At 50.2% G+C, this 21,874-nt stretch carries 18 protein-coding genes; 10 read left to right on the top strand and 8 right to left on the bottom strand.

Annotated elements, in window-relative coordinates; all coding sequences use genetic code 11:
- The first annotated feature begins 20 nt into the window (after positions 1-20).
- Both BEN74_RS02020 and BEN74_RS02015 read left to right on the top strand, forming a co-directional pair.
- Positions 21-200 (top strand): hypothetical protein, encoded by a 180-nt coding sequence (locus BEN74_RS02020; RefSeq protein WP_068910001.1) that lies wholly within the window; start codon positions 21-23, stop codon positions 198-200.
- A 658-nt stretch (positions 201-858) separates the two neighbouring features.
- A complete protein-coding gene (locus BEN74_RS02015) occupies positions 859-3,069 on the top strand; it encodes an OsmC domain/YcaO domain-containing protein (protein WP_068910003.1) in 2,211 nt (736 codons plus the stop codon).
- 67 nt (positions 3,070-3,136) lie between these two features.
- Here BEN74_RS02015 and BEN74_RS02010 read toward each other — a convergent pair whose 3' ends face one another.
- The 7 genes from BEN74_RS02010 to BEN74_RS01980 all read right to left on the bottom strand — a co-directional run bounded on the left by BEN74_RS02010 (position 3,137) and on the right by BEN74_RS01980 (position 11,097).
- Positions 3,137-3,766, bottom strand: a complete 630-nt coding sequence (locus tag BEN74_RS02010) for a 3-oxoacid CoA-transferase subunit B (RefSeq protein WP_068910006.1) — start codon at positions 3,764-3,766, stop codon at positions 3,137-3,139.
- A gap of 1 nt (position 3,767) precedes the next feature.
- Positions 3,768-4,475, bottom strand: coding sequence for a CoA transferase subunit A (locus BEN74_RS02005; RefSeq protein WP_068910008.1), 708 nt, complete (start codon positions 4,473-4,475; stop codon positions 3,768-3,770).
- A 96-nt stretch (positions 4,476-4,571) separates the two neighbouring features.
- Positions 4,572-5,474: a hydroxymethylglutaryl-CoA lyase gene (locus BEN74_RS02000; protein WP_068910010.1), complete on the bottom strand. Its 903-nt coding sequence runs from the start codon at positions 5,472-5,474 to the stop codon at positions 4,572-4,574.
- Positions 5,471-7,462, bottom strand: a complete 1,992-nt coding sequence (locus BEN74_RS01995; protein WP_068910012.1) for an acetyl/propionyl/methylcrotonyl-CoA carboxylase subunit alpha — start codon at positions 7,460-7,462, stop codon at positions 5,471-5,473. The genes BEN74_RS02000 and BEN74_RS01995 overlap by 4 nt, the downstream gene beginning before the upstream one ends.
- 19 nt (positions 7,463-7,481) lie before the next feature.
- Positions 7,482-8,276, bottom strand: coding sequence for an enoyl-CoA hydratase/isomerase family protein (locus BEN74_RS01990; protein WP_068910014.1), 795 nt, complete (start codon positions 8,274-8,276; stop codon positions 7,482-7,484).
- Positions 8,277-8,288: 12 nt separating this feature from the next.
- Entirely contained in the window at positions 8,289-9,890 is a 1,602-nt protein-coding gene (locus tag BEN74_RS01985; RefSeq protein ID WP_068910016.1) for a carboxyl transferase domain-containing protein, read from the bottom strand.
- A 34-nt stretch (positions 9,891-9,924) separates the two neighbouring features.
- Positions 9,925-11,097, bottom strand: coding sequence for an isovaleryl-CoA dehydrogenase (locus BEN74_RS01980; RefSeq protein ID WP_068910061.1), 1,173 nt, complete (start codon positions 11,095-11,097; stop codon positions 9,925-9,927).
- A 146-nt stretch (positions 11,098-11,243) separates the two neighbouring features.
- On the opposite strand from BEN74_RS01980, the gene BEN74_RS01975 reads away from it, so the two are divergent.
- From BEN74_RS01975 to BEN74_RS01965, 3 genes are all read left to right on the top strand, one after another.
- The gene (locus BEN74_RS01975; protein WP_068910063.1) at positions 11,244-11,879 is read left to right on the top strand and encodes a TetR/AcrR family transcriptional regulator; all 636 of its coding nucleotides are present in this window, start codon (positions 11,244-11,246) and stop codon (positions 11,877-11,879) included.
- Positions 11,880-11,971: 92 nt separating this feature from the next.
- Positions 11,972-13,663, top strand: a complete 1,692-nt coding sequence (locus tag BEN74_RS01970; protein ID WP_068910018.1) for an AMP-binding protein — start codon at positions 11,972-11,974, stop codon at positions 13,661-13,663.
- A 284-nt stretch (positions 13,664-13,947) separates the two neighbouring features.
- Complete coding sequence (locus BEN74_RS01965) at positions 13,948-14,859, top strand: AraC family transcriptional regulator (protein ID WP_068910021.1); 912 nt, start codon at positions 13,948-13,950, stop codon at positions 14,857-14,859.
- Between the two features lie 97 nt (positions 14,860-14,956).
- Here BEN74_RS01965 and BEN74_RS19205 read toward each other — a convergent pair whose 3' ends face one another.
- Positions 14,957-15,232: a hypothetical protein gene (locus tag BEN74_RS19205; protein ID WP_162898117.1), complete on the bottom strand. Its 276-nt coding sequence runs from the start codon at positions 15,230-15,232 to the stop codon at positions 14,957-14,959.
- A 17-nt stretch (positions 15,233-15,249) separates the two neighbouring features.
- On the opposite strand from BEN74_RS19205, the gene BEN74_RS01960 reads away from it, so the two are divergent.
- The 5 genes from BEN74_RS01960 to BEN74_RS01940 all read left to right on the top strand — a co-directional run bounded on the left by BEN74_RS01960 (position 15,250) and on the right by BEN74_RS01940 (position 21,630).
- Positions 15,250-16,176 (top strand): alpha/beta hydrolase, encoded by a 927-nt coding sequence (locus BEN74_RS01960; RefSeq protein WP_068910064.1) that lies wholly within the window; start codon positions 15,250-15,252, stop codon positions 16,174-16,176.
- A 41-nt stretch (positions 16,177-16,217) separates the two neighbouring features.
- Positions 16,218-17,135 carry an alpha/beta hydrolase gene (locus tag BEN74_RS01955; protein ID WP_068910023.1) on the top strand — a complete coding sequence of 306 codons (918 nt, stop codon included), beginning with the start codon at positions 16,218-16,220 and terminating at the stop codon, positions 17,133-17,135.
- Positions 17,136-17,360: 225 nt separating this feature from the next.
- Complete coding sequence (locus tag BEN74_RS01950; protein WP_068910026.1) at positions 17,361-17,909, top strand: sigma-70 family RNA polymerase sigma factor; 549 nt, start codon at positions 17,361-17,363, stop codon at positions 17,907-17,909.
- Positions 17,899-18,888 carry a FecR family protein gene (locus BEN74_RS01945; protein ID WP_068910029.1) on the top strand — a complete coding sequence of 330 codons (990 nt, stop codon included), beginning with the start codon at positions 17,899-17,901 and terminating at the stop codon, positions 18,886-18,888. Before BEN74_RS01950 ends, BEN74_RS01945 begins: the two co-directional genes overlap by 11 nt.
- Positions 18,889-19,026: 138 nt before the next feature.
- Positions 19,027-21,630 carry a TonB-dependent hemoglobin/transferrin/lactoferrin family receptor gene (locus tag BEN74_RS01940; protein WP_068910031.1) on the top strand — a complete coding sequence of 868 codons (2,604 nt, stop codon included), beginning with the start codon at positions 19,027-19,029 and terminating at the stop codon, positions 21,628-21,630.
- Positions 21,631-21,874: the final 244 nt, after the last annotated feature.

The raw sequence follows: 21,874 nt of genomic DNA, 5'->3' as shown, positions 1-21,874 counted from the left end.
CGCCGGATGCCGGCCTGAAAATGATGATTTCAGCGCCGGCTAGAATTGCCGGAAGCGTTACGGGCTGGGCTTTCACGGCGCTTCCGCAGCACGGCATTGGGCAAGAGGGACAGGCGCGGGCAGCGCCACGCTGGGGCCAAGCGCCTGAATTGCAGCAGCGCGCTTATTCAGCTTCCGGGCTGCGCTGGAAGTATAATTAATATCCGTTTAGATCTGGTTAATAAACTTGGTTTATATAATTCACAATTTCAAGTTTATGAATTTATTTAAAAAAAATGGCATTTTAAAACCGCGCAGACATAATAGGGATTCTCCTGCGTTAATATCGCAGGTTTGCAGCAGCGCGCGGCGGCTTATACATACCAAATTCGGCTAAATCCATATATTATTTATGTGTTTATTTTGTAATATATCAAGTGAAAAGTTTATGCGCATTCAGCCTTTGATAAACCCGGCGCATTTATGCAGTATTACCTCTCTTGCATCACACTTTTAGCGTTGCTGCGGCAGTGCAAATTTTATGCCGCAGTGATTCATGACAGAAATCTATTCCGCATCAGAGCCAAACATCAAGGCATTCAGCCGCGCCCTGAATCAGCTGATCGGAATCGCCGCCTAAGCTGTTCTTATTTTAAGCATTCCGCATAAAGCGGCCGAAAACACAGACAAAAGTTATCAACTGGGCAAAATCACTCTATAATACCGCCCATCATTGCTGGAGCCAGCCGCTGTGAAAACAGCATTCAGGCTTCAGCCGCGCTTTTTTTAAGTCAATTCCTTATCCGCGATTCGGCTTATAGATCAATATTTGAAATTTTATGTGTCCGTGCCGGCACATAAGACTATTTAGGTGCCTGCATGGAAATCAAGGTTAATTATCTCGACAACCTTCGACAAGAAGCTAAGTTCGATGACTTCACGGTGATTGCCGACCAGCCGATCCGCTACAAGGGCGACGGTTCAGCGCCGGGGCCGTTCGACTATTTTCTGGCATCGTCAGCGCTATGCGCAGCGTATTTTGTCAAAGTGTACTGCGCCGCCCGCGATATCCCGACCGACAATATCCGCCTGTCGCAAAATAACATTGTAGACCCGGAAAACCGCTACAAGCAGATTTTTAAAATTCAGGTTGAACTGCCGGCAGATATTTCAGAAAAAGACCGCCAAGGCATTTTGCGCTCAATTGACCGCTGCACGGTCAAGAAAGTGATTCAAACCGGCCCGGAATTTATCATTGAAGAAGTGGAAAGCATTGATGCTGACGCGCAAGCGCTGCTGATGCCAAGCCTGGCTTCGGAAAGCAGCACCTATATTGCCGGCAAAGACCTGCCGCTGGAAGAAACCATCGCCAATATGTCCGGCATTTTGGCCAATTTGGGCATGAAGATTGAAATCGCTTCATGGCGCAATATTGTGCCGAATGTCTGGTCGCTGCATATCCGTGACGCGCAGTCGCCAATGTGCTTTACCAACGGCAAAGGCTCAACCAAGGAAAGCGCCTTGGCTTCGGCGCTGGGCGAATTCATTGAGCGCCTGAACTGCAATTTCTTCTACAATGACCAGTTCTGGGGTGAAGACCTGGCCAATGCCGAATTTGTGCATTATCCGGATGAGAAATGGTTCAAGCCGGGGCCGAATGGCGAACTGCCGGAAGGCATTCTTGATGAATACTGCCTGGAAATTTACAACCCGGATGATGAGCTGCTGGGCACGCATCTGTATGACACCAACTCAGGTAATACCGCGCGCGGCATCTGCTCGCTGCCGTTTGTGCGCCAGTCCGATGGCGAAACTGTATATTTCCCGTCAAACCTGATTGAAAACCTGTATTTAAGCAACGGCATGAGCGCGGGCAATACCTTGGCTGAAGCGCAGGTGCAGTGCCTGTCGGAAATTTTTGAGCGCGCGGTGAAGCGCGAGATTCTGGAAGGCGAAATTGCGCTGCCGGACGTGCCTGAAGATGTGCTGGCGAAATATCCGGGCATTGTGGCGGGCATTAAAGGCTTGGAGGAACAGGGCTTCCCGGTGCTGGTGAAAGACGCTTCGCTGGGCGGTCAGTTCCCGGTGATGTGCGTGACTTTGATGAACCCGCGCACCGGCGGCGTGTTTGCGTCTTTCGGCGCGCACCCAAGCTTTGAAGTGGCGCTTGAGCGCAGCCTGACTGAACTGCTGCAGGGCCGCAGCTTTGAAGGCCTGAATGACTTGCCGCGCCCGACTTTCAGCAGCAATGCTGTGACTGAGCCGAACAACTTTGTGGAGCACTTTATTGACTCCAGCGGCGTTGTGTCATGGCGCTTTTTCAGCGCCAAATCGGATTTCGACTTTGTGGAGTGGGATTTCTCCGGCCAGGGTGAAAACTCCAATGCGGATGAAGCCGCTGCGCTGTTCGGCATTCTTGAAGATATGGGCAAAGACGCCTATATGGCGGTGTACCAGCACTTGGGCGCAACTGCCTGCCGCATTTTAGTGCCGGATTATTCAGAAATTTATCTGGTGGAAGATTTAATCTGGGACAACACCAACAAGGCGCTGCTGTTCCGCGAAGATATCCTGAACTTGCACCGCTTGGATGATGAGCAGCTGGAAGCGCTGGCTGAGCGTCTGGAAGAAGTCGAAGCGGATGATTATACCGACATCACCACATTGATCGGCATTGAGTTTGATGACAATACCGTATGGGGCCAGCTTACGATTCTGGAATTGAAGCTGCTGATTTATCTTGCCCTGCAGCAGTTTGAAGAAGCCAAAGATCTGGTGGAGCAGTTCCTGCAGTACAACACCAACACCGTTGAGCGCGGCCTGTTCTATCAGTGCATGAATGTGGTGCTGGAAGTGGAACTGGATGATGAGATGGAGCTGGATGATTATGAAGCCAACTTCCGCCGCATGTTCGGCGATGAACGCATGGATGCGGTGCTGGGTTCCGTCGCAGGCAGCGTGCGCTTCTACGGCTTAACGCCGACCAGCATGAAGCTGGAAGGCCTTGACCGCCATTTGCGCTTAATTGACAGCTGCAAGAAGCTGCATGCTGCGCGCGCCAAAGCCAAGGCGGCGGCTTTAGCCGTCTAAGGCTGTAGCAGCAAAAAGCCCCTCTGAAGCTGTCTGCAGCTTCAGAGGGGCGGGCAGCCTTCAATCCTTACTGAATCAGGCTGACTCCGGTGACTTTCTGAATATCATCAAAACTGACATCCTGGGCAAGCTCCACCAGCTTCACGCCGTGCTCGGTAATGTCCATCACCGCCAAGTCGGTAATGACGCGGTGCACCACGCCTTTGCCGGTTAGAGGCAGGCTGCATTGCCCGACAATTTTCGGCGTGCCGTCTTTTGCGCAATGCTCCATCAAGACCACCACTTTCTGCACGCCGGCCACCAGATCCATGGCGCCGCCCATGCCTTTGACTTTCTTGCCGGGAATCATCCAGTTGGCAAGGTCGCCGCCTTCAGACACTTCCATTGCGCCCAAAATCGCAATATTGACATGCCCGCCGCGGATCATCGCGAAGGATTCCGCGCTGGAAAAAAACGCTGCGCCTTTGCGCGCCGTAACGGTCTGCTTGCCGGCATTAATCAAGTCGGCGTCTACCGTATCGGACGTTGGAAATTCACCGATGCCAAGCAGGCCATTTTCAGACTGCAGCCAGACATTGATATGTTCAGGAATATAGTTGGCGACCAGCGTAGGCAAGCCGATGCCTAAATTGACATAAAAGCCGTCTTCAAGCTCCAGCGCCGCGCGCTGCGCCATTTCATTGCGTGTCCAAGCCATGCTATGCTGCCTCCGTTTTCAGTGTCATCTGTTCAATGCGCTTTTCAGGCTGCGCATTCAGCACAATGCGGTTGATGTAGATGCCCGGCAGATGAATTTCATCCGGGTCCAAATCACCAATTTCAACAATTTCTTCCACTTCAGCAATGCTGATTTTGCCGGCCATGGCGCAAACCGGATTGAAGTTCTGCGCTGTCTTGCGGAAAATCAAATTGCCGGCTTTGTCTGCCTTATAGGCTTTTACCAGCGCAATATCTGCTGTGAGCGAGTTTTCCAGAATGTAGGCTTTGCCGTCAAACTCGCGGACTTCCTTGCCTTCCGCAATCAAGGTTCCGACGCCGGTCTGGGTAAAGAAGGCCGGAATGCCTGCGCCGCCGGCGCGGAGCTTCTCCGCCAGGGTGCCTTGCGGGGTCAGTTCAACTTCCAGTTCGCCGTTTAAATACTGGCGCTCAAATTCCTTGTTTTCACCGACGTAGGATGAAATCATTTTTTTAATCTGCTTGGTTTCCAGCAAAACGCCCAGGCCAAAGCCGTCAACCCCGGCATTGTTGGAAATGCAGGTCAGCTCTTTGGCTCCGGTCTGCTTCAGCGCGGCGATCAGCGCTTCAGGAATTCCGCACAGGCCAAAACCGCCGACGGCTAGGGTTTGGCCGTCCTTTACAATATCCCGCAATGCAGCATCTGCATTTTCATAGACTTTATTCGGCATCCGATACCTCTTTTCTGTTTGCGCTGTCATTGGTTTCTAATGACGCTTATTTGATGAATTTTTCAGGCTTTTATTTGCCAAATCCTGCCGGCTGCTTTAAGCGTAGCGGGTTTGCCAATAGGCATTGGCATAGTTGGACGGATTGGTGCGGTTCAGCACTTGGCTGATATTCTGGCTGGCATGCATTAAGGCATCTAAGTGAATGCCCGTTTCAAAACCCATGCCGGACAGCAGGTAATACAGATCTTCAGTTGAAACATTGCCCGATGCGCCTTTGGCATAAGGGCAGCCGCCTAAGCCGGCGATTGATGAATCAAATACCCGTATGCCTTGCAGCAAGGACTGATAGACGTTGGCAATCGCCATGCCGTAGGTATTGTGGAAATGGCCGGCTAAAACGCTGCTGTCCATTTCCGCCAGGCAGGCTTCCCAAACCTTTTTGACCCGGTCTGGCGTTGCTGTGCCAATGGTTTCGCCCAGCGATACTTCATAGCAGCCCATATCCAGCAAGCGCTTGCTGACTTTGGCCACCTGCGCAGGGTCAATTGCGCCTTCATAGGGGCAGTCGGCCATGCAGGACACATAGCCGCGGACTTTAATGCCGCCGGCTTTGGCCGCCGCCAGCACATCTGAAAATTTTTCAAAGCTTTCATCAATGGAGCAGTTGATGTTTTTGCGGGTAAAGCTTTCAGAAGCCGCGGTAAAGACCGCAACTTCCTGACAGCCTGCGGCGCGCGCAGCTTCAAAGCCTTTTAAATTCGGAGTCAGCAGGCTGAACTGAATATCCGGATCTTTGGGCAATTGGGCAAACAGCGCATCGCTGTCCGCCATTTGCGGCACCCATTTTGCAGAAACGCAGGAACCCGCTTCTATCGACTTCAGCCCGGTTTTCATCAAGTCTAAAATCAGCGCCTTGCGCTGCTGCAGCGTCAGCGGGGTCTTTTCGTTCTGTAGCCCGTCACGCGGGCCGACTTCCACGATTTTGACAAATTCACTCATGCAACTTGCTCCAAAGGCTGGAATTCCACCAGCTCATCGCCGGCTTTGACCTGATCTCCGACCTGAAAGTACCAAGAGCTGATCATGCCGTCATCCGGCGCGCGGATGGCGTATTCTATTTTCATGGCCTCAATGGTCATCAGCACATCGTCTTTTTTCACCTGCTCATTTAAAGCCACCAGAACCTGAGTAATCACCCCCGGCATCGGCGACTTCAAATTCGCTTCGGCGCTGTGCGCGTCATCGGCGGAGAAGTTCTGGCTAATATAGTCAAACTTATAGCTTTGGCTGTCCTTAAACAGGGTTAAGCCCTGACGGCTGCGGCTAAAGGCGAATTTATCCTGCTTGCCGTCCATCTTGATCTGAATGCTGTTCCGGCTGAGGATTTCTCCGGAAATGCGGTGCTGAACGCCCTGATATTCGGCGATAAATTCATCATTTTCAGCCGTAAAGCGCACCTGCACCGGCTGCTCACCTTGCATCAGCTTCAGGCAATAGCTACTGCTGATATTGGCGCGCCACAGCGGTTCAGCCTGCCAAACCGGATTGCCGGCAGCCTTATTTTGGCTGAAGCGCGACAGCAGTTCAGTAAAGGCAGCGGTGATCACCAGTTTTGGCGCAGCGCTGCCAGCAGCTGGAAATAAAAAGGCGTCTTCACGCTGAATCAGGTTGGTGTCTAATTTCGCCTGCTTAAAGGAATCGCAGCGCACAATGCGGTCAAGAAAAGCAATGTTGTTGCCTAGGCCTTCAACATGGAACTGGCCCAGAGCATGATGCATCTGCACCAGCGCAGCTTCGCGGTTTTCACCCCAGACAATCAGCTTGGCGATCATCGGGTCATAATAGGTGCTGATTTCATCGCCTTCTACAATGCCGCTGTCAACGCGCACAAACTGATTCTGCTCCGGATAATGCAGATAGCTGATCTGGCCGATTGCAGGCAGGAAGCCTTTTTCCGGCTCTTCCGCATATACGCGGGCTTCAATGGCATGGCCATGGATGCTTAATTCATGCTGCTGTTTAGGCAAAGGCTCGCCAAAGGCCACGCGCAACTGCCATTCGACCAAGTCCACGCCGGTAATCATTTCAGTGACCGGATGCTCGACCTGCAGGCGGGTATTCATTTCCATGAAATAGGCTGTACCGTCCTGCTCAACAATAAATTCCACTGTGCCTGCGCCCACGTAATCGACCGCGCGTGCGGCGTCAATCGCGGCTTGGCGCATGGCATCCAGCTTGTCCTGCGCGACCAGCGGCGCCGGCGCCTCTTCAAGCACTTTCTGATGGCGGCGCTGTACCGAACAGTCACGTTCAAATAAATGCACGTAGTTGCCGTGCGAGTCGCCGAAAACTTGAACTTCAATATGGCGCGGATTAATCACGTAGCGTTCAATCAAGACTTCGTCATTACCGAAGCTGGATCTGGCTTCGCTTTTGCAGGAGCTGAGCGACGCAATGAAATCCTCGCTGCGTTCCACTAGGCGCATGCCTTTGCCGCCGCCGCCGGCGCTGGCTTTAATCAGCACTGGATAGCCAATGGCATCGGCCTGCTGTTTCAAGAAGCTGACGTCCTGATTGGCGCCATGATAGCCTGGCGTGAGGGGCACGCCGGCTTTTTCCATCAGGGACTTGGAAGTGGCTTTCAGGCCCATCGCTAGAATGGCTGCCACAGGCGGGCCAATAAAGGTAATGTTATTCTGCTGGCAGGCCAGCGCAAACTGATCGTTTTCTGATAAAAAGCCGTAGCCGGGATGAATCGCCTGCGCGCCCGTATCCAGTGCCGCCTGAATGATGCGGTCGCCCTGCAGATAGCTTTGCGCAGCAGGGGATTCGCCAATGTAAATGGCTTCATCCGCCAGCTTGACGTGCTGCGCGTTGGCGTCTGCGTCTGAATAGACCGCAACCGTTGCAATGCCTAATTTTTTTGCGCTGCGGATCACGCGGCAGGCAATTTCACCGCGGTTCGCAATCAGAATTTTTTGAAACATCGTCATTTCCTTATTGTTGTTATGCTGTGGTCTTGATCCAAGAAGGGCTCTGCTTGTCTAAAAAAGCGCTTAAGCCGTTTTTAGCCTCATTTCCCTGACGCACATGGGCAATATGCTGCGCGGTCTGCAGCAGCAGCTGTTCGGTTAAAATCTGCTGATCCACCATTTGAATCAGCTGCTTGGAAGACGCCTGCGCCTGCGGGCCGCCCAGCAGCAGCGCCTGGATGATTTCATCCAGCTTGCTGTCGAGCTGTTCCGGCACGGTGACTTCATGCGCTAAGCCGATCTCCTTAGCCTGCTGCGCGGAAATGCGCTCTGCAGTTAAGAAGTAGCGCGAAGCCTGGCGCGCGCCAATCGCGCGGATCACATAAGGGCTGATGGTGGAGGGCGCCAAGCCCAGGCGGACTTCAGAGGTGGCAAATTTTGCATCGGTGCTGGCAATGCAGATATCGCAGGCCGAAGCCAGCCCCATGCCGCCGCCGAAAGCAATGCCGTGCACCCGCGCAATGGTCGGCTGCTTTAAGCCGGCAAGGCTTTGCAGCATCTTCGCCAGCTTCAGCGCATCGGCTTCATTGTCCTGCTGCGAAGCCTGTCCGGCCTGCTTCATCCAGTTCAAGTCAGCGCCGGCGGAAAAGCTTTTGCCGCGTCCCGCCAGCACCACCACGCGCACATCATCCTGCGCATTTAAATAAGTAAAGCAGTGTTGCAGCTCTTCAATGACGGCGGTATTGAAGGCATTGTGCAGTTCGGCGCGGTTGATCCAAACCGTTGCCACCTGATTGGCCTGTTCGAGCTGTAAAAATTGATAAGTCATTTTTCATCCCTCTTACATGCGGAATACGCCGAATTTAGTCGGCACAATAGGCGCATTCATTGCCGCAGCTAAGCTCAGGCCCAATACATGGCGGGTCTGCGCCGGGTCAATTACGCCGTCATCCCAAAGGCGCGATGAAGCATAGTAAGGGTGCCCTTGGCGTTCGTACTGCTCGCGGATCGGCTGTTTGAACTGATCTTCCTGTTCTGCTGACCAGGTTTCACCTTTTTGTTCAATTTGATCGCGCTTTAAGGTCGATAATACGCTTGATGCCTGTTCACCGCCCATCACGGAAATGCGTGAATTCGGCCACGTCCAGAGGAAGCGCGGGGAGTAGGCGCGGCCGCACATGCCGTAGTTGCCTGCGCCAAAAGAGCCGCCAATCACCAGCGTCAGCTTAGGCACGTTGGCATTGGCAACCGCCATCACCAGTTTGGCGCCATTTTTGGCGATGCCTTCATTTTCATACTGGCGGCCGACCATAAAGCCGGTAATGTTCTGAATGAAGAGCAATGGAATATTACGCTGAGTGCACAGTTCAATAAAGTGCGCGCCTTTTTGCGCAGACTCTGAGAACAGAATCCCGTTATTGGCGATAATGCCGACTTTCATGCCGAACAGTTCAGCAAAGCCGGTGATTAAGGTATTGCCGAAGCGCGCTTTAAACTCATCAAAGCGGGAACCGTCAACAATGCGGGCAATCACTTCACGCACATCAAAAGGCTTGCGCGCGTCGCTCGGGATAATGCCGTACAGTTCTTTTGCATCAAACAGCGGCGCGTCAATTTCGGCTGCGGCCTGATGCGGTTTTTTATTCAGGTTCGCCACAATGTTGCGGGCAATCGCAATAGCGTGCTCATCGCTTTCAGCCAGATGATCCGCGACGCCGGATAGGCGCGTATGCACATCGCCGCCGCCCAAGTCTTCACTGCTGACCACTTCACCGGTTGCGGCCTTCACCAAAGGCGGTCCGCCCAAGAAAATGGTGCCTTGATTGCGGACAATAATGGTTTCATCTGACATGGCAGGCACATAAGCGCCGCCGGCGGTGCAGCTGCCCATCACTACGGCAATTTGCGCAATGCCTTGGCTCGACATCCGCGCCTGATTGTAGAAAATCCGCCCGAAATGATCGCGGTCAGGGAAAACTTCATCCTGCATCGGCAGGTAAGCGCCGCCTGAATCGACCAGATAAATGCACGGCAAATGGTTCTGCTCGGCAATTTCCTGCGCGCGCAAATGCTTTTTAACCGTCAGCGGATAGTAGGTTCCGCCTTTAACAGTCGCATCATTGGCCACAATCATGCAGGCCACGCCATTGACCTGCCCAATGCCGGCAATCACGCCGGCAGCCGGGACATCATCCGCATAGACTTGATAGGCAGCCAATTGGCCAATTTCCAGAAATGCCGTGCCTGCGTCAATCAGATGATCGACCCGTTCACGGGGCAGCAGCTTGCCGCGGGCTAAATGCTTTTCGCGGGCTTTTTCGCCGCCGCCCAGTGCAATCTGCTGCGCTTTCTGCTTCAAGTCATCCACCAGCAGCTGCATGGCGGCCTGATTGGTTTTAAAGTCATCACTGCGGATATTGATTTTGCTTTGCAATGTATTCATTCTGAACATCCCTGTTAATGCTGAAAATGTTTTTTTATTTGGTTTCGTTAAACAGTTCACGGCCAATTAACATGCGGCGGATTTCAGAGGTGCCGGCGCCAATTTCATACAGTTTCGCGTCGCGCCATAGGCGGCCAGCGGAAAATTCATTGATGTAGCCGTTGCCGCCCAAGGTCTGGATGGTTTCGCCGGCCATCCATGTGGCTTTTTCAGCAGCGTATAGAATTGCGCTGGCAGCATCTTTGCGCAGGCTGCGGCTGTGCTCCGCTTTGTCGCACTCAGCGCCCACGGCATATACAAGGGCTTTGCAGGCCAGCCATGTTGAATACATATCGGCAATTTTGCCCTGCATTAATTGGAACTCGCCCAAAGCCTGACCGAACTGCTTGCGCTCATGAATGTAGGGAATCACCGTATCCATGCAGGCATCCATAATGCCCAATGGCCCAGCGCTTAAAACCGCGCGCTCATAGTCCAGGCCGCTCATGAGGACTTTGGTGCCGTTTCCGACGCCGCCCAGCACATTTTCCTTAGGCACGGCGACATTGTCGAAAAATAGCGGATAGGTGTTTGAACCGCGCATGCCCAATTTGTCCAGATGCGTGCCGTGGCTGAAGCCGGGCATATCTTTTTCCACCAGAAAAGCCGTCATGCCTTTGGCGCCCGCCCGGAGGTCAGTTTTGGCATATACCACCAGAACATCCGCATCTCCGCCGTTAGTGATCCACATTTTTGAGCCGTTCAGCAGGTAGTGGTCGCCGCAGTCTTCAGCTTTCAGCTTCATGCTGACCACGTCTGAACCGGCATTCGGCTCTGACATGGCAAGCGCGCCGACAAAATCGCCGGAAACCAGCTTAGGCAGATAGCGTTTTTTCTGCTCTTCTGAGCCGTTGCGCTTAATTTGGTTCACGCATAAGTTAGAATGTGCGCCGTAGGACAGGCCAACCGCTGCAGATGCGCGGGAAATTTCCTGCATGGCAATAATATGCGCTAGATAGCCCAGATTGGTGCCGCCGTATTCCTCGCTGACCGTCAGGCCCAACAAGCCCATATCGCCGAATTTTTTCCACAGCTGGGCGGGGAATTTATTGTCCTGATCAATTTGCTGGGCAATCGGCGCAATTTCCTTGGCGCAGAAAGCTGCAATTGAATCACGCAGGGCAAGCAGGGTTTCATCCAAGCCGAAGTTTAAGCTTTGCAGGTTCATTTCTTCATTCATCCTGAGGTTATATTTGTTGTTCCAAAAAGCATTTTTGTTGTGCCTGATTTTTACCATACAACGATTTTTTGAAAAAGTGAATTAAAATTCACAAAATGATTTACAATTCATTTTATCTGGTTGAGAATAAGATTATGAGTTATAAAAGATCATCATTGATGCAGGAACGCATGGAGCAGAACCGTCAGACGATTCTGCAGTCTGCACGTGAACTGATTGCTCAAGGCGGATTTAAGGATGCGCAGATTCAGGCGATTGCTGAGCGCGCAGGCGTATCCAGCGGCCTGGTTTACCGTTATTTCGATAACAAAAGCCAAGTGCTGATAGAAGTTCTGGCGGAAGCCATACAGCATGAAATTCAGATTCTGAATGCCATTGCTGCCAGTGACCTTCCGGCAAAGCAGAAGCTGCACAAGGCGGTGACCACCTTTGTCAAGCGCGCCCTGAACAGTCCGCAGCTGTCGTATTCGCTGATGTTTGAGCCTGTCGATCCGTTGATAGAGCATGAGCGTTTCCGCAGCAAGCAGCTGATTAAGCAGAGCATTAACGAAATACTTGCCGAAGGGAAAATCAACGGCGAGTTCGGATTTGAAGACTTGAACACCGCAGCGCTGTGCGTGGTTGGCGCAATGACTTTTGTGGTGATTGAGCCTTTGAATCCATCCAAAAATGTCATGTTTGATCAGGCCTATAAGGACTACTTTATCAAGCAGACAGCCGATTTTTGCGTCAGCGGAGTTGTGCATGCAGAGGAGAAAATAAGCGTTTAAGCGCAAAATAAGGCTGTGCGGGAAAGGCGTCCTGGGTCAAAACAATTAAAGTGAAAGAATCATAATTACAAAGAATCAAGGAGAGTGATTCAATGGCACAAGAACGGTTAAGTTACGCCTATGGAACCAGCAGTCAGCCCTTACTGGGGATGACCATTGGTGAAAAGTTCGATCAGGCCTGTCAGCAGTATGCGGATCAGGATGCTGTGATCAGCGTGCATCAGGATGTGCGCTTAAGCTATAGGCAGCTGCAGGCGCAGGTGAATGCTTTTGCCTGCAGCCTGCTTAAATTGGGCCTGCAGAAAGGCGACCGGCTTGCAATTTGGTCACCCAACTGCGTGGAATGGACCATTACCCAGTTTGCGGCGTTTAAAGCCGGCATTATTTTAGTCAATTTGAATCCTGCATACAAAAGCAGCGAGCTTGAATATGTGCTGAATAAAGTGTCCTGCAAGGCGCTGGTGATTGCATCGCAGTTCAAGAGCAGCAATTATCAGGAGATTCTAAGCAAAATTGCCCCGGAAATTGCGCAGTCATCCGGCAAGCTGCTGTCCGCAAAACGCCTGCCGCATTTAAAGCACATTATTAAAATTGACAATCAAGCGCATGCAGGCATTCACCGCTTTGCGGACTTGCTGCCTGAACCCGCGCCGTCACAGCTGGAGCAGCTGCAGGCGATTGGCGCCGATCTGCAGTTTGATGAAACTATTAATATCCAGTTTACATCCGGCACCACCGGCAACCCTAAAGGCACCATGCTGACCCACAATAACATTTTGAATAATGGCTATTTTGTCGGCGAAGCGATTCATTTGACGCCGCAAGACCGGGTGTGCATTTCGGTGCCTTTATTCCACTGCTTCGGCATGGTGATGGGCAATCTGGCCTGCATTACGCACGGTTCCGCCATGATCTATCCATCGGCGGCATTTAACCCGCTGGATACGCTTAAAGCGATTCAGCAGGAAAAATGCACTGCGGCTTACGGCGTTCCGACCATGTTCATCGCCGTGCTTGAGCATGAACAGTTCGATGAGTTTGACCTCTCCAGCCTGCGCACCGGCATTATGGCCGGCAGCCCATGCCCGCGTGAAATCATGCAGCGCGTGATTGAGCGGATGCATATGTCCGAAATCACCATCTGCTACGGCATGACTGAAACTGCGCCTGTCAGCGCGCAAAGCTCAACTTCAGATTCTGTGGAACACCGCGTCGGAACGGTCGGGCGGGTTCATCCGCATCTTGAAATCAAGATTGTCGATGAAAACGGCAAGCTGGTGCCGCGCGGCAAGCTTGGCGAACTCTGCGTGCGCGGCTATTCAGTGATGCTGGGCTACTGGGAAGACAATGATAAAACCGGCGAAGTCATTGATGTCGCCAAGTGGATGCATACCGGCGATATTGCGGAAATGGACAATGACGGCTTTGTGAAAATCAAAGGCCGCATTAAGGATGTGGTCATCCGCGGCGGCGAAAACCTGTTTCCGAAGGAAATTGAAGATTTCCTGTATACCCATCCGGATGTTTCTGATGTGCAGGTTATTGGCCTGCCGGATGCGCGCTATGGCGAAGAGCTTTGCGCATGCATTATTCTGCATGACCATCACCAGTCCAGCGAAGAAGAAATCCGCAGATACTGCGCAGAACATATTTCCCACAACAAAGTGCCGCGCTATGTGCGTTTCTTTACTGAATTTCCAATGACGGCTTCCGGCAAGGCGCAGAAATTCAAGCTGCAGGAATTTATGCGTCAGGAGCTGAATCTGCTTGAAGATATTGCCTGATTAGCCTGCATAGCGCTTTTTTGTAACGGTTCGGCAGCTGATTAAGGCTGCCGAGCCGTTTTATCGTCTACAGTATATTCATAATCACTTTCTATGCCGCAGTTATTGCCGGCATGCATCCACGACGCCTCAATAGCCAAGGCTTATGATGAAAAAATATAGATATACTCATATGCGGTTAAATTAGAGATAATCTTCACATACGCCGCAAAGACGCCATGCAATAGATAAGCTGGGCGCCGTGCATTTTTCTGCAGATTTTTAGAAGGACAAAATACCCCGCTATGGCAAGCCCTGTTGAAAGAAATACGAATGCTGAGCAGCTCACCCGCATTGTTTCGCGTCTGGCTGAGGTGCAAGGTGATTATGTATCTGTAATTCCCCAGCTTTCCTTCCACAGCCGAATGCGTCCTGTTGACAGTACGCATTGCATTTATAACTTAGGTATCGGCATTATTTTGCAGGGCGAAAAAGAAGTCGTTATAGGCGATCAGGTCTATCACTGCCATGAAGGGCAGAGCATGCTAACGACCATTGACTTGCCTGTTACCTCGCATATTGTGCAGGCATCCGCACAGAAGCCATTTTTGGCTGTCTTATTATTGCTGGATCTGCAGACAGTGAATCAGGTGGCGGCGGAGATGCCTGCAGAGGACTTCGCCATTTCTGATGCCGCTCATCACTCTTTTTCAGTCGAGTCAGCCGATGCACCTTTGATTGATGCTTTTTTAAGGCTGGCTAAGGTACTGGATGAGCCCTTGATGATTCCGCATCTTGCGCCTTTAATCCAAAAAGAAGTTATTGTACGGCTGCTCAATGGCCCGCACGGGATCTATTTGCGCCAGTTAGTGAAATCAGGCTCAGCAAATCAAAAGATTCACCAAGTGGTGAATTGGTTAAAGCATAACTATGTTCAGCCGATGCGTATGGATGACTTAGCGGATAAAGCATTTATGAGTCCATCGGCATTTAGACAGCATTTCCGTACGGCTACAGGCATGAGCCCATTGCAGTATCAAAAGCAGCTGCGCCTACAGGAAGCGCGGCATTTGATGTTTAATCAAAACGTCGATGCAGGGCGCGCCGCTGGGCTGGTAGGCTATGAAAGCGCTTCGCAGTTCAGCCGAGAATACAGCCGCCTGTTTGGTGAGCCGCCGCAGCGGGATATTCAGCGCATGCGGCAAGGCTTATCTTGAAAGATGCTGTTAATCATTAGCGGATTGGCAAATAGGGTGAATCGCCTTATTTAAACTGATGGCGATTCATCAATCAGCCGTGAATCTTCACGCTTATTCAGCGCTGCGCCACAACAGGATATTTAGGCTTAATATTCAGGCTTACAGCTTTTATAGATAATGCATTTGATGATTTCAATAAGATCCGACTGTCTATAAACCGAGGATGTTTTTTGTTTATCTTTATGAAAAATAAAATAAATTTATGATAAATAATAATTAACAAAATAGGCAAACTTCCCGTTGAAATAGGCAAGGCATCGATACACTCCAATTTTATACTGAGAATATAAATTAAGGCTTCCAATCCAAAAGCAGATTGCAGGCTAATCATTGAGTGAGGTGTTCAACGTGAAGACGGTAAAGTATAAAAACTTAGCTTGGGAGTCAGCAGCAAATATCTTATTCCCAAATGGCTTTGATGAAAGTAAAAAATATCCTGCAATCATCAGCGTTCATCCTATTGGCAGCTGTAAAGAGCAGACTTCAGGCAATATTTATGGCAAGGCGCTGACTGAAGCAGGTTTTGTGGTTTTAATCATTGATGCTTCTTTCCAGGGCGAAAGCGGCGGCGAGCCGCGTTTTATTGAGAACCCTTACCACCGTGTCGAAGACATCCGCTATGCTGCAGATTATTTAGTGACGCTTCCTTATGTCGATGAAAATCGGATTGGCGCGTTAGGCATCTGCGGCGGTGGTGCTTATGTGCTGAATGCAGCGATGACCGAGCGCCGTATTAAAGCAGTGACTTCAATTACAGGCGTCAATTTTGGCCGCATGACGCGTGAAGGTTATGGCGGGACAGGGCAGGCTTTAATTGACGGCCTGGAAGCGGTTGCGCAGCAGCATACGGCGGAAGCGCGCGGTGCAGAATATCTGGTGAATGACCTTTTGCCGCCTTCGGTTGAAGAAGCTAAAAAAGCGGGAATTAGCGATATTGACCCTTTAGAAGCAACTGAGTACTACAAAACAGCGCGCGGCCAGCAGCCGAATGGCGCAACCAGCGCTTTATTCTCGCGGATGAGCGCCGCTTTGGGCTGGGATGCATTCCATTTAGCAGAAGTTTTATTGACTCAGCCGATTTTAGTGGTGATTGGCGACAAACCGGGCGCATTTGGCGCTTATCGTGATGGCCATGAAGTCATACGCCGCGCTGCATCGAAGCAAAAAGAGCTGCTGGTCTTAGAAAATACATCTCATTATGAACTGTATGACCAGCCTGAGCCTGTAGCTAAAGCCTTAGCCAAAGCCATTCCATTTTTTAAAGAATATCTTTAATTGTTAAGCCATTCCTAGTGAATTAAGAAGGGAATAGAGAAATGTCAAAAGAAATCAGCATTCAAAATCATAATGGCCAAGGCATTACCCTTGCTGCCGTGATCAACTTTCCAGAAGGTTTCGATGAAAGCAAAACTTATCCGGCAATTGTGGTGAGCCATCCCGGCGGCGGCGTGAAAGAACAGGCTGCAGGTTTATATGCGCGGAAACTGGCAGCGCATGGCTTTGTCACCATTGCTTATGATGCATCGTATCAAGGCGCAAGCACTGGGCTGCCGCGCCAGCTCGAAAACCCCTATATCCGCACTGAAGATGTCAGTGCCGTTATTGATTATTTAACAACCTTGCCTTATGTAGACAGCAGCCGCATCGGGGCGATGGGCATCTGTGCAGGCGCTGGCTATACCGCAAATGCAGCGATTAATGACCATCGTATCAAAGCTGTGGGGATGGTCAGTGCAGTAAACATTGGTTCAATGTTCCGTAACGGCTGGGAAAATAATGTAAAAGATGCGGATGCAATTCCGTATATTCAAGCAGGTTCAGATGCCCGGACTGCAGATGCCAAAAGCGCTGATATTGCGATCATTCCACTTGCGCCGCTCAAAGAGGAAGATGCGCCGAATGAAGAGCTGCGTGAAGCGTGGGAATATTACCATACGCCGCGCTGCGAACATCCCAACGCGCCCGGCTTTGCCACAGCGCGCAGCTTGACCCAGATCATCACTTACGATGCCTATAACAAAGCAGAAGCATTTTTTACACAACCGCTACTGGCTGTTGTGGGAAGCGCCGCGGGCAGCAAATGGATGAGTGAAGATCTGATGCAGCGCGCAGCAAGCGCCGATAAACAGCTCTATACGGTAGACGGCGCCAACCATATGTCACTGTATGACAGATTAAGCTTTGTTGATGAAGCGCTTGGCCAGTTGGCGCCATTTTTTACTGAAAAGCTTTAACGATCAATACTTTCATTTCCTTTTAAGCTATTTCGAAAGGCCGCTTTAAAGTGGCCTTAGTTTATTTAAACAAGGGGATACCTAGGCTATGACGAATGAGCGCTCAATAATGCGCAATAGGAACCGCATTTTTTAGCCAAAAAAGTTCTTTAGCAGAAGATCATTTACAAAACCAAATATGTAAACGATAATTATTATTATTTGTATCTCCCTGTATTTCTCCCCATGATTCAAGCGCCCTCAACTCAATCAAGGCAGCAGCTGCTGCAAGACATGTATTTAGACCATCATGACTGGCTGCAGCAGTGGCTGAGCCGGCGCATCCGCCATCCGTTCAATGCTGCCGATCTAGTTCAGGATACTTTTGTAAAACTGCTGCAAACCAAACAGCTGCTTGCCATTCAGGAACCGCGCGCTTATTTGGTCAATGTTGCAAAACATCTGCTTATTGATAAGCAGCGCCGCTATATGCTGGAACAGAATTATCTGGAAACGCTGAAGCAGCAGGCGGATGATCAGGAGATGCTGATTTCCTCAAATCAGATTGAAGAGGCGGTACTCATCTTAGACTTCCTGACCGTTGCTTTGCAGAATACGGCGGCGCTCACCCGGAAAGCTTTTCTGCTGTATTACTTTGAAGGCTGCAGCCAAAGTGAGGTTGCAGCGGAAATAGGGAAATCTTTACGCACAACGCAGCTGTATTTGGCCGAATGCCTGCAACTCTGCTATGAGGCGGGAAATAACCTGCCTGAGCTTGGGAAAAATGGACGCTAAACAGCTGCGCAAAGACATGGCGTTATGGATTATCCGCTTAAATGCGGATGACCCGGATGAACGCCAGCAAGCGCAAATTGAGTTTGAAGCCTGGAAAAGCCGGCATCCGGAATATCAGGGCCAATTGGATCAGATGCTGAATTTTTCTGAAACCATGCAGCAGCTTTCAGTCACTCACGGCATTGCCAGCCAGAATATTCAGAGCTCCATGCAGGTGAGCCGGCAAAGCGCACGGCAGATTCAGCAGCTCTTCACCAAGGCATTCATGCTTTGCCTCTGCGTGGGGGCCGCGGGATACATCGCGCACAATTCAGCTGTTTTTTCTTACTATACTGCAGACTTTAAAACCGATACTGGAGAGATGCAGTCATTTATTCTGGAAGACGGCTCCAAAATTACTTTAGGCGCAAAATCGGCGATTAAGCTGGATTTTAAGCCTGAAAAAAGGCAGATCAATTTAGTGCAGGGCGACCTATATATTGATGTCGCCAAAGACCGAAACCGGCCTTTGGTCATTCATACGCCTCAGGCGGATTTTAAGGCGCTGGGCACGCGGTTTATTGTTCATCAGTATGCAAGCAGCAGCACTTTAAGCATGCTGCATTCCAAAGTGGAAACCCGTTCATCTGGTGCAAGCCATGCGCTGAAAGTGGTTCAGCAGGGTGAAGCCATAACTGCGGATGCGCAGGGCCTGAGTGAAATATCCGCCTTGAATATTCCATCGGCTGAGCTGGCTTGGCAAAAGCATCAGATACTGGCGGATAATCTGCCGCTGCCCGACCTGCTCACGCGCTTAGGGCGCTATCATCATCAGTACCTAGTATTCAATCATTCCGCGCTAAGCCGCTACAAAGTCAGCGGCGTCATTAATACCCGGCAGGACTTGGATAAAACCCTGAGCCTGCTGATGGTTCAGCACCCGCAGTTAAACATCAGAAAGCTTGGCAGCGGTGTGATTTGGATAACAGCAAATGAATAAATCTTAAATTTTTTTTAAAAAAAACCGCAATTCATTGCGGTTTTTTGCTGTCTGCTTCGTCATACAGCTTAGAACACAGATTATTTTTTACAACTGAACAAAGTTAATGATTATCATTTGACTTGCGGTGAATATCGAATGCCTCAATCCCTGTATCAAAAAATTGCAGTCAAGCCGCTCGCGCTGGCAGCGGCCATAGCCTTATCCATGGGCGTCATCAGCACGCAAACTTATGCTGATGCCGCTGCGCCGGCAGCTTTCTACCAAGTCCAAAGCGGATCACTCACGCAGGCTTTAAACAGCTTGGCGCAGCAGGCCAATGTGTCGCTATTGCTGAATTCCGCAAAAACCGGCCGCTATCAAGTTCAGGCACTTAAGGGCAGATATACGCCGGATCAGCTCTTTGCTGTACTGGTGCAGAATACGCCATTTGAGATTCAAAAAACCGCAGCCGGGTATGTGCTGACGGAAAAGCCTGCGGCGCAACCGGCTGCTTTAGCCTCAGCCAATACCGCCGCTAAAGCAGAAGCGTCAAAGCCGGCGGCGCCGTCCAGCATAAGCGGCCAGAATCAGACTTATCAGATGACGCCGATTGTGGTTGAGGCGGAGCAGAAAGACACCATAAAATTCGGGCAGAGCGTGCTGAACCAGAAAGCGATTGACCGCTATCAGGCGAACAATGTCGCGCAGTTTCTGGATAATATGCCCAGTGTCGGTTCGGCAGGGTCTCCGCGTCCGGGCGGCCAAACCATTAACATCTTAGGCATGGGCGGAGTGGCGGATGTTCCCATTACGCTGGATGATTCCGTTAAAAGTTTTGATAAATACCGGCAGGGTTCAGTATTTATTGAGCCTGAAATTTTAAAGAAAATCACCGTAGATAAAGGCCCGCATAATGTTAAAGTCGGAAATGGCGGTTTCGGCGGCAAAGTTACTTTAGAAACTAAAGACGCCGCTGATTTGCTGAAAGAGGATAAAAATTTTGGCACATTCTTAAAATATTCGCGTTTTTCAAATAACAGTCAAAACACCTATACCGGCGCCGTATATGGCCGGGCTGAGAATCAGTTGGCTGACGGCATGCTTTATTACACCAAGCGGGACAGCGGGGACGTAAAGCGGCCTGACGGCAGCAAATTTTTATATTCTGCACAGGAGCAGGATACTTATTTGGCGAAACTCAATCTCCACCCTGCAGACGGCCAAAAAATCTCTTTAAATGCCATGCGCAGCGGGCATCGGGGCTGGGAACCTTTTGCGGCCATGCGCGATCAGGATGCGGTTCCAACAGAAACGGATATTAAAAAATACGGCTATGATGAAGCCTGGAAACGCAAATTAGTTTACCGCGATCAAACAGATACCAGCTATTCTGCAAGCTATGAGCTGGACCCCGCCGACAATCCTTATTTAAACTTTAAAGCAACGGCTTCATATTCTGAAACCAAGCAGCATGATACCCGCTTGCCTAGCTCTACTGCAGGCGCCGTAGGGAATTTAGGCAATGAAAGCTGGGTCAATTATGCCAATACGGCTTTAAAGTTATTGAATATCAGTGATTTTAAAACGGCGTATGGGACGCATAAAGTTAAAGTGGGCGCACAGTATCAGAAGATGAAGCAAAAATCTTTGATGCATGTGAAATCCAAAGATAACGATGCAGAATATAATTACGGCTATTATGAGCCAAACTACATGCCTGCCGGTGATCAGCAAATGTATAGCGCATTTGCGGAGGATCAATATCAAATTGGCGCCGTGACGATTACGCCTTCTCTGCGGTACGATGCGATTAAAAATCAAGGCTACGGCAACAAAGCCCCAAGGTTCAATACCGTTTCTTCAGGGCATATTTATGCAGATAAAACTTATACAGGATGGTCTCCGCGCTTAGCTTTGGCCTGGCAGCAGGCGGATTATTTAACCTGGTTTGCCAATATAAGCAAAACATGGCGCGCTCCGCGCATTGATGAACAGTATTCTGTCGATGCGCCAGGCGGAAAAATCGCAGCAACGAGCTTATCTTTGAAACCTGAAAAAATGCTGGCAGTCCGCTTAGGCAGTGAGATGAACTTTGATGATGTATTGGCAGATGACGACCATTTGCAGGTGCGCTTAACTTATCACCGCAACCGCGGTTCGGACCAGATTTTCCGCACCCGTTCCGTTTTGTGTAAAGCGCAGGCGGATATTATTGCGCAAGGCGGCTCATCAAATGCAGATGCGTGCAATGGCAATCATGACAGCAGCGGCTATCGCAATGCCACAGATTATACGGTTAAAGCCTATGAAGCTGAGGTTTTCTACAACCAGCCGACTTGGTTTACTGGCTTAACGTATTCCTATATTCGCGGCCAGCATGACAATTCACCTGTGAACCCGTGGTTTGACCAAAAAACATGGATGATTGATATTCCACCGAAGAAAGCAACGGCTACTTTGGGGGTAAATGTTCTAGAACATCATTTAACTATGGGATGGCGGGGAACTTTTGTTGATGCTCAAAACCGGCGCCTTTCTGATCATGATAAATCGATATCCGCAACCTCATTTTCTTTACCAAAAACAAAAGGCTATTCACTGCATAGCGTATACGCAGAATGGCAGCCGGCTGGGGAAAAGGGGCCTGTCCTGAACTTCTCTATCGACAACCTATTTAACCGGGACTACAAAATGTATTTGGGAGAATATATGACCGGTACCGGCCGGGATTATAAATTAAGCATTTCTCAGAAATTTTAATTTAAGGATTAAGCCTGATCAGGCTTAAAGCGCTGGCCAAAACTTTTGATTGATTTTTATTTCAGGGCTTTGAATTAGATAAAGTCTATCAGCTTGCTCAGCTTGGCATTGTGGATGCTGTTTATGCAGATTCATAATGCTGAGCTGTAGTCGGCAGATGCCTTGCGCAGCGCACCTATCCTGAACCTCATTTAACTTATGCTTAGCTAAAATTCAGCTCATAACTTAAGAAGAAAAATAATAC

The organism is Acinetobacter sp. WCHAc010034, assembly GCF_001696615.3.
Classification (GTDB): domain Bacteria; phylum Pseudomonadota; class Gammaproteobacteria; order Pseudomonadales; family Moraxellaceae; genus Acinetobacter.
Note: the sequence above shows the minus strand (reverse complement) of the source record. Positions and strands in the feature narration are given on the sequence as shown.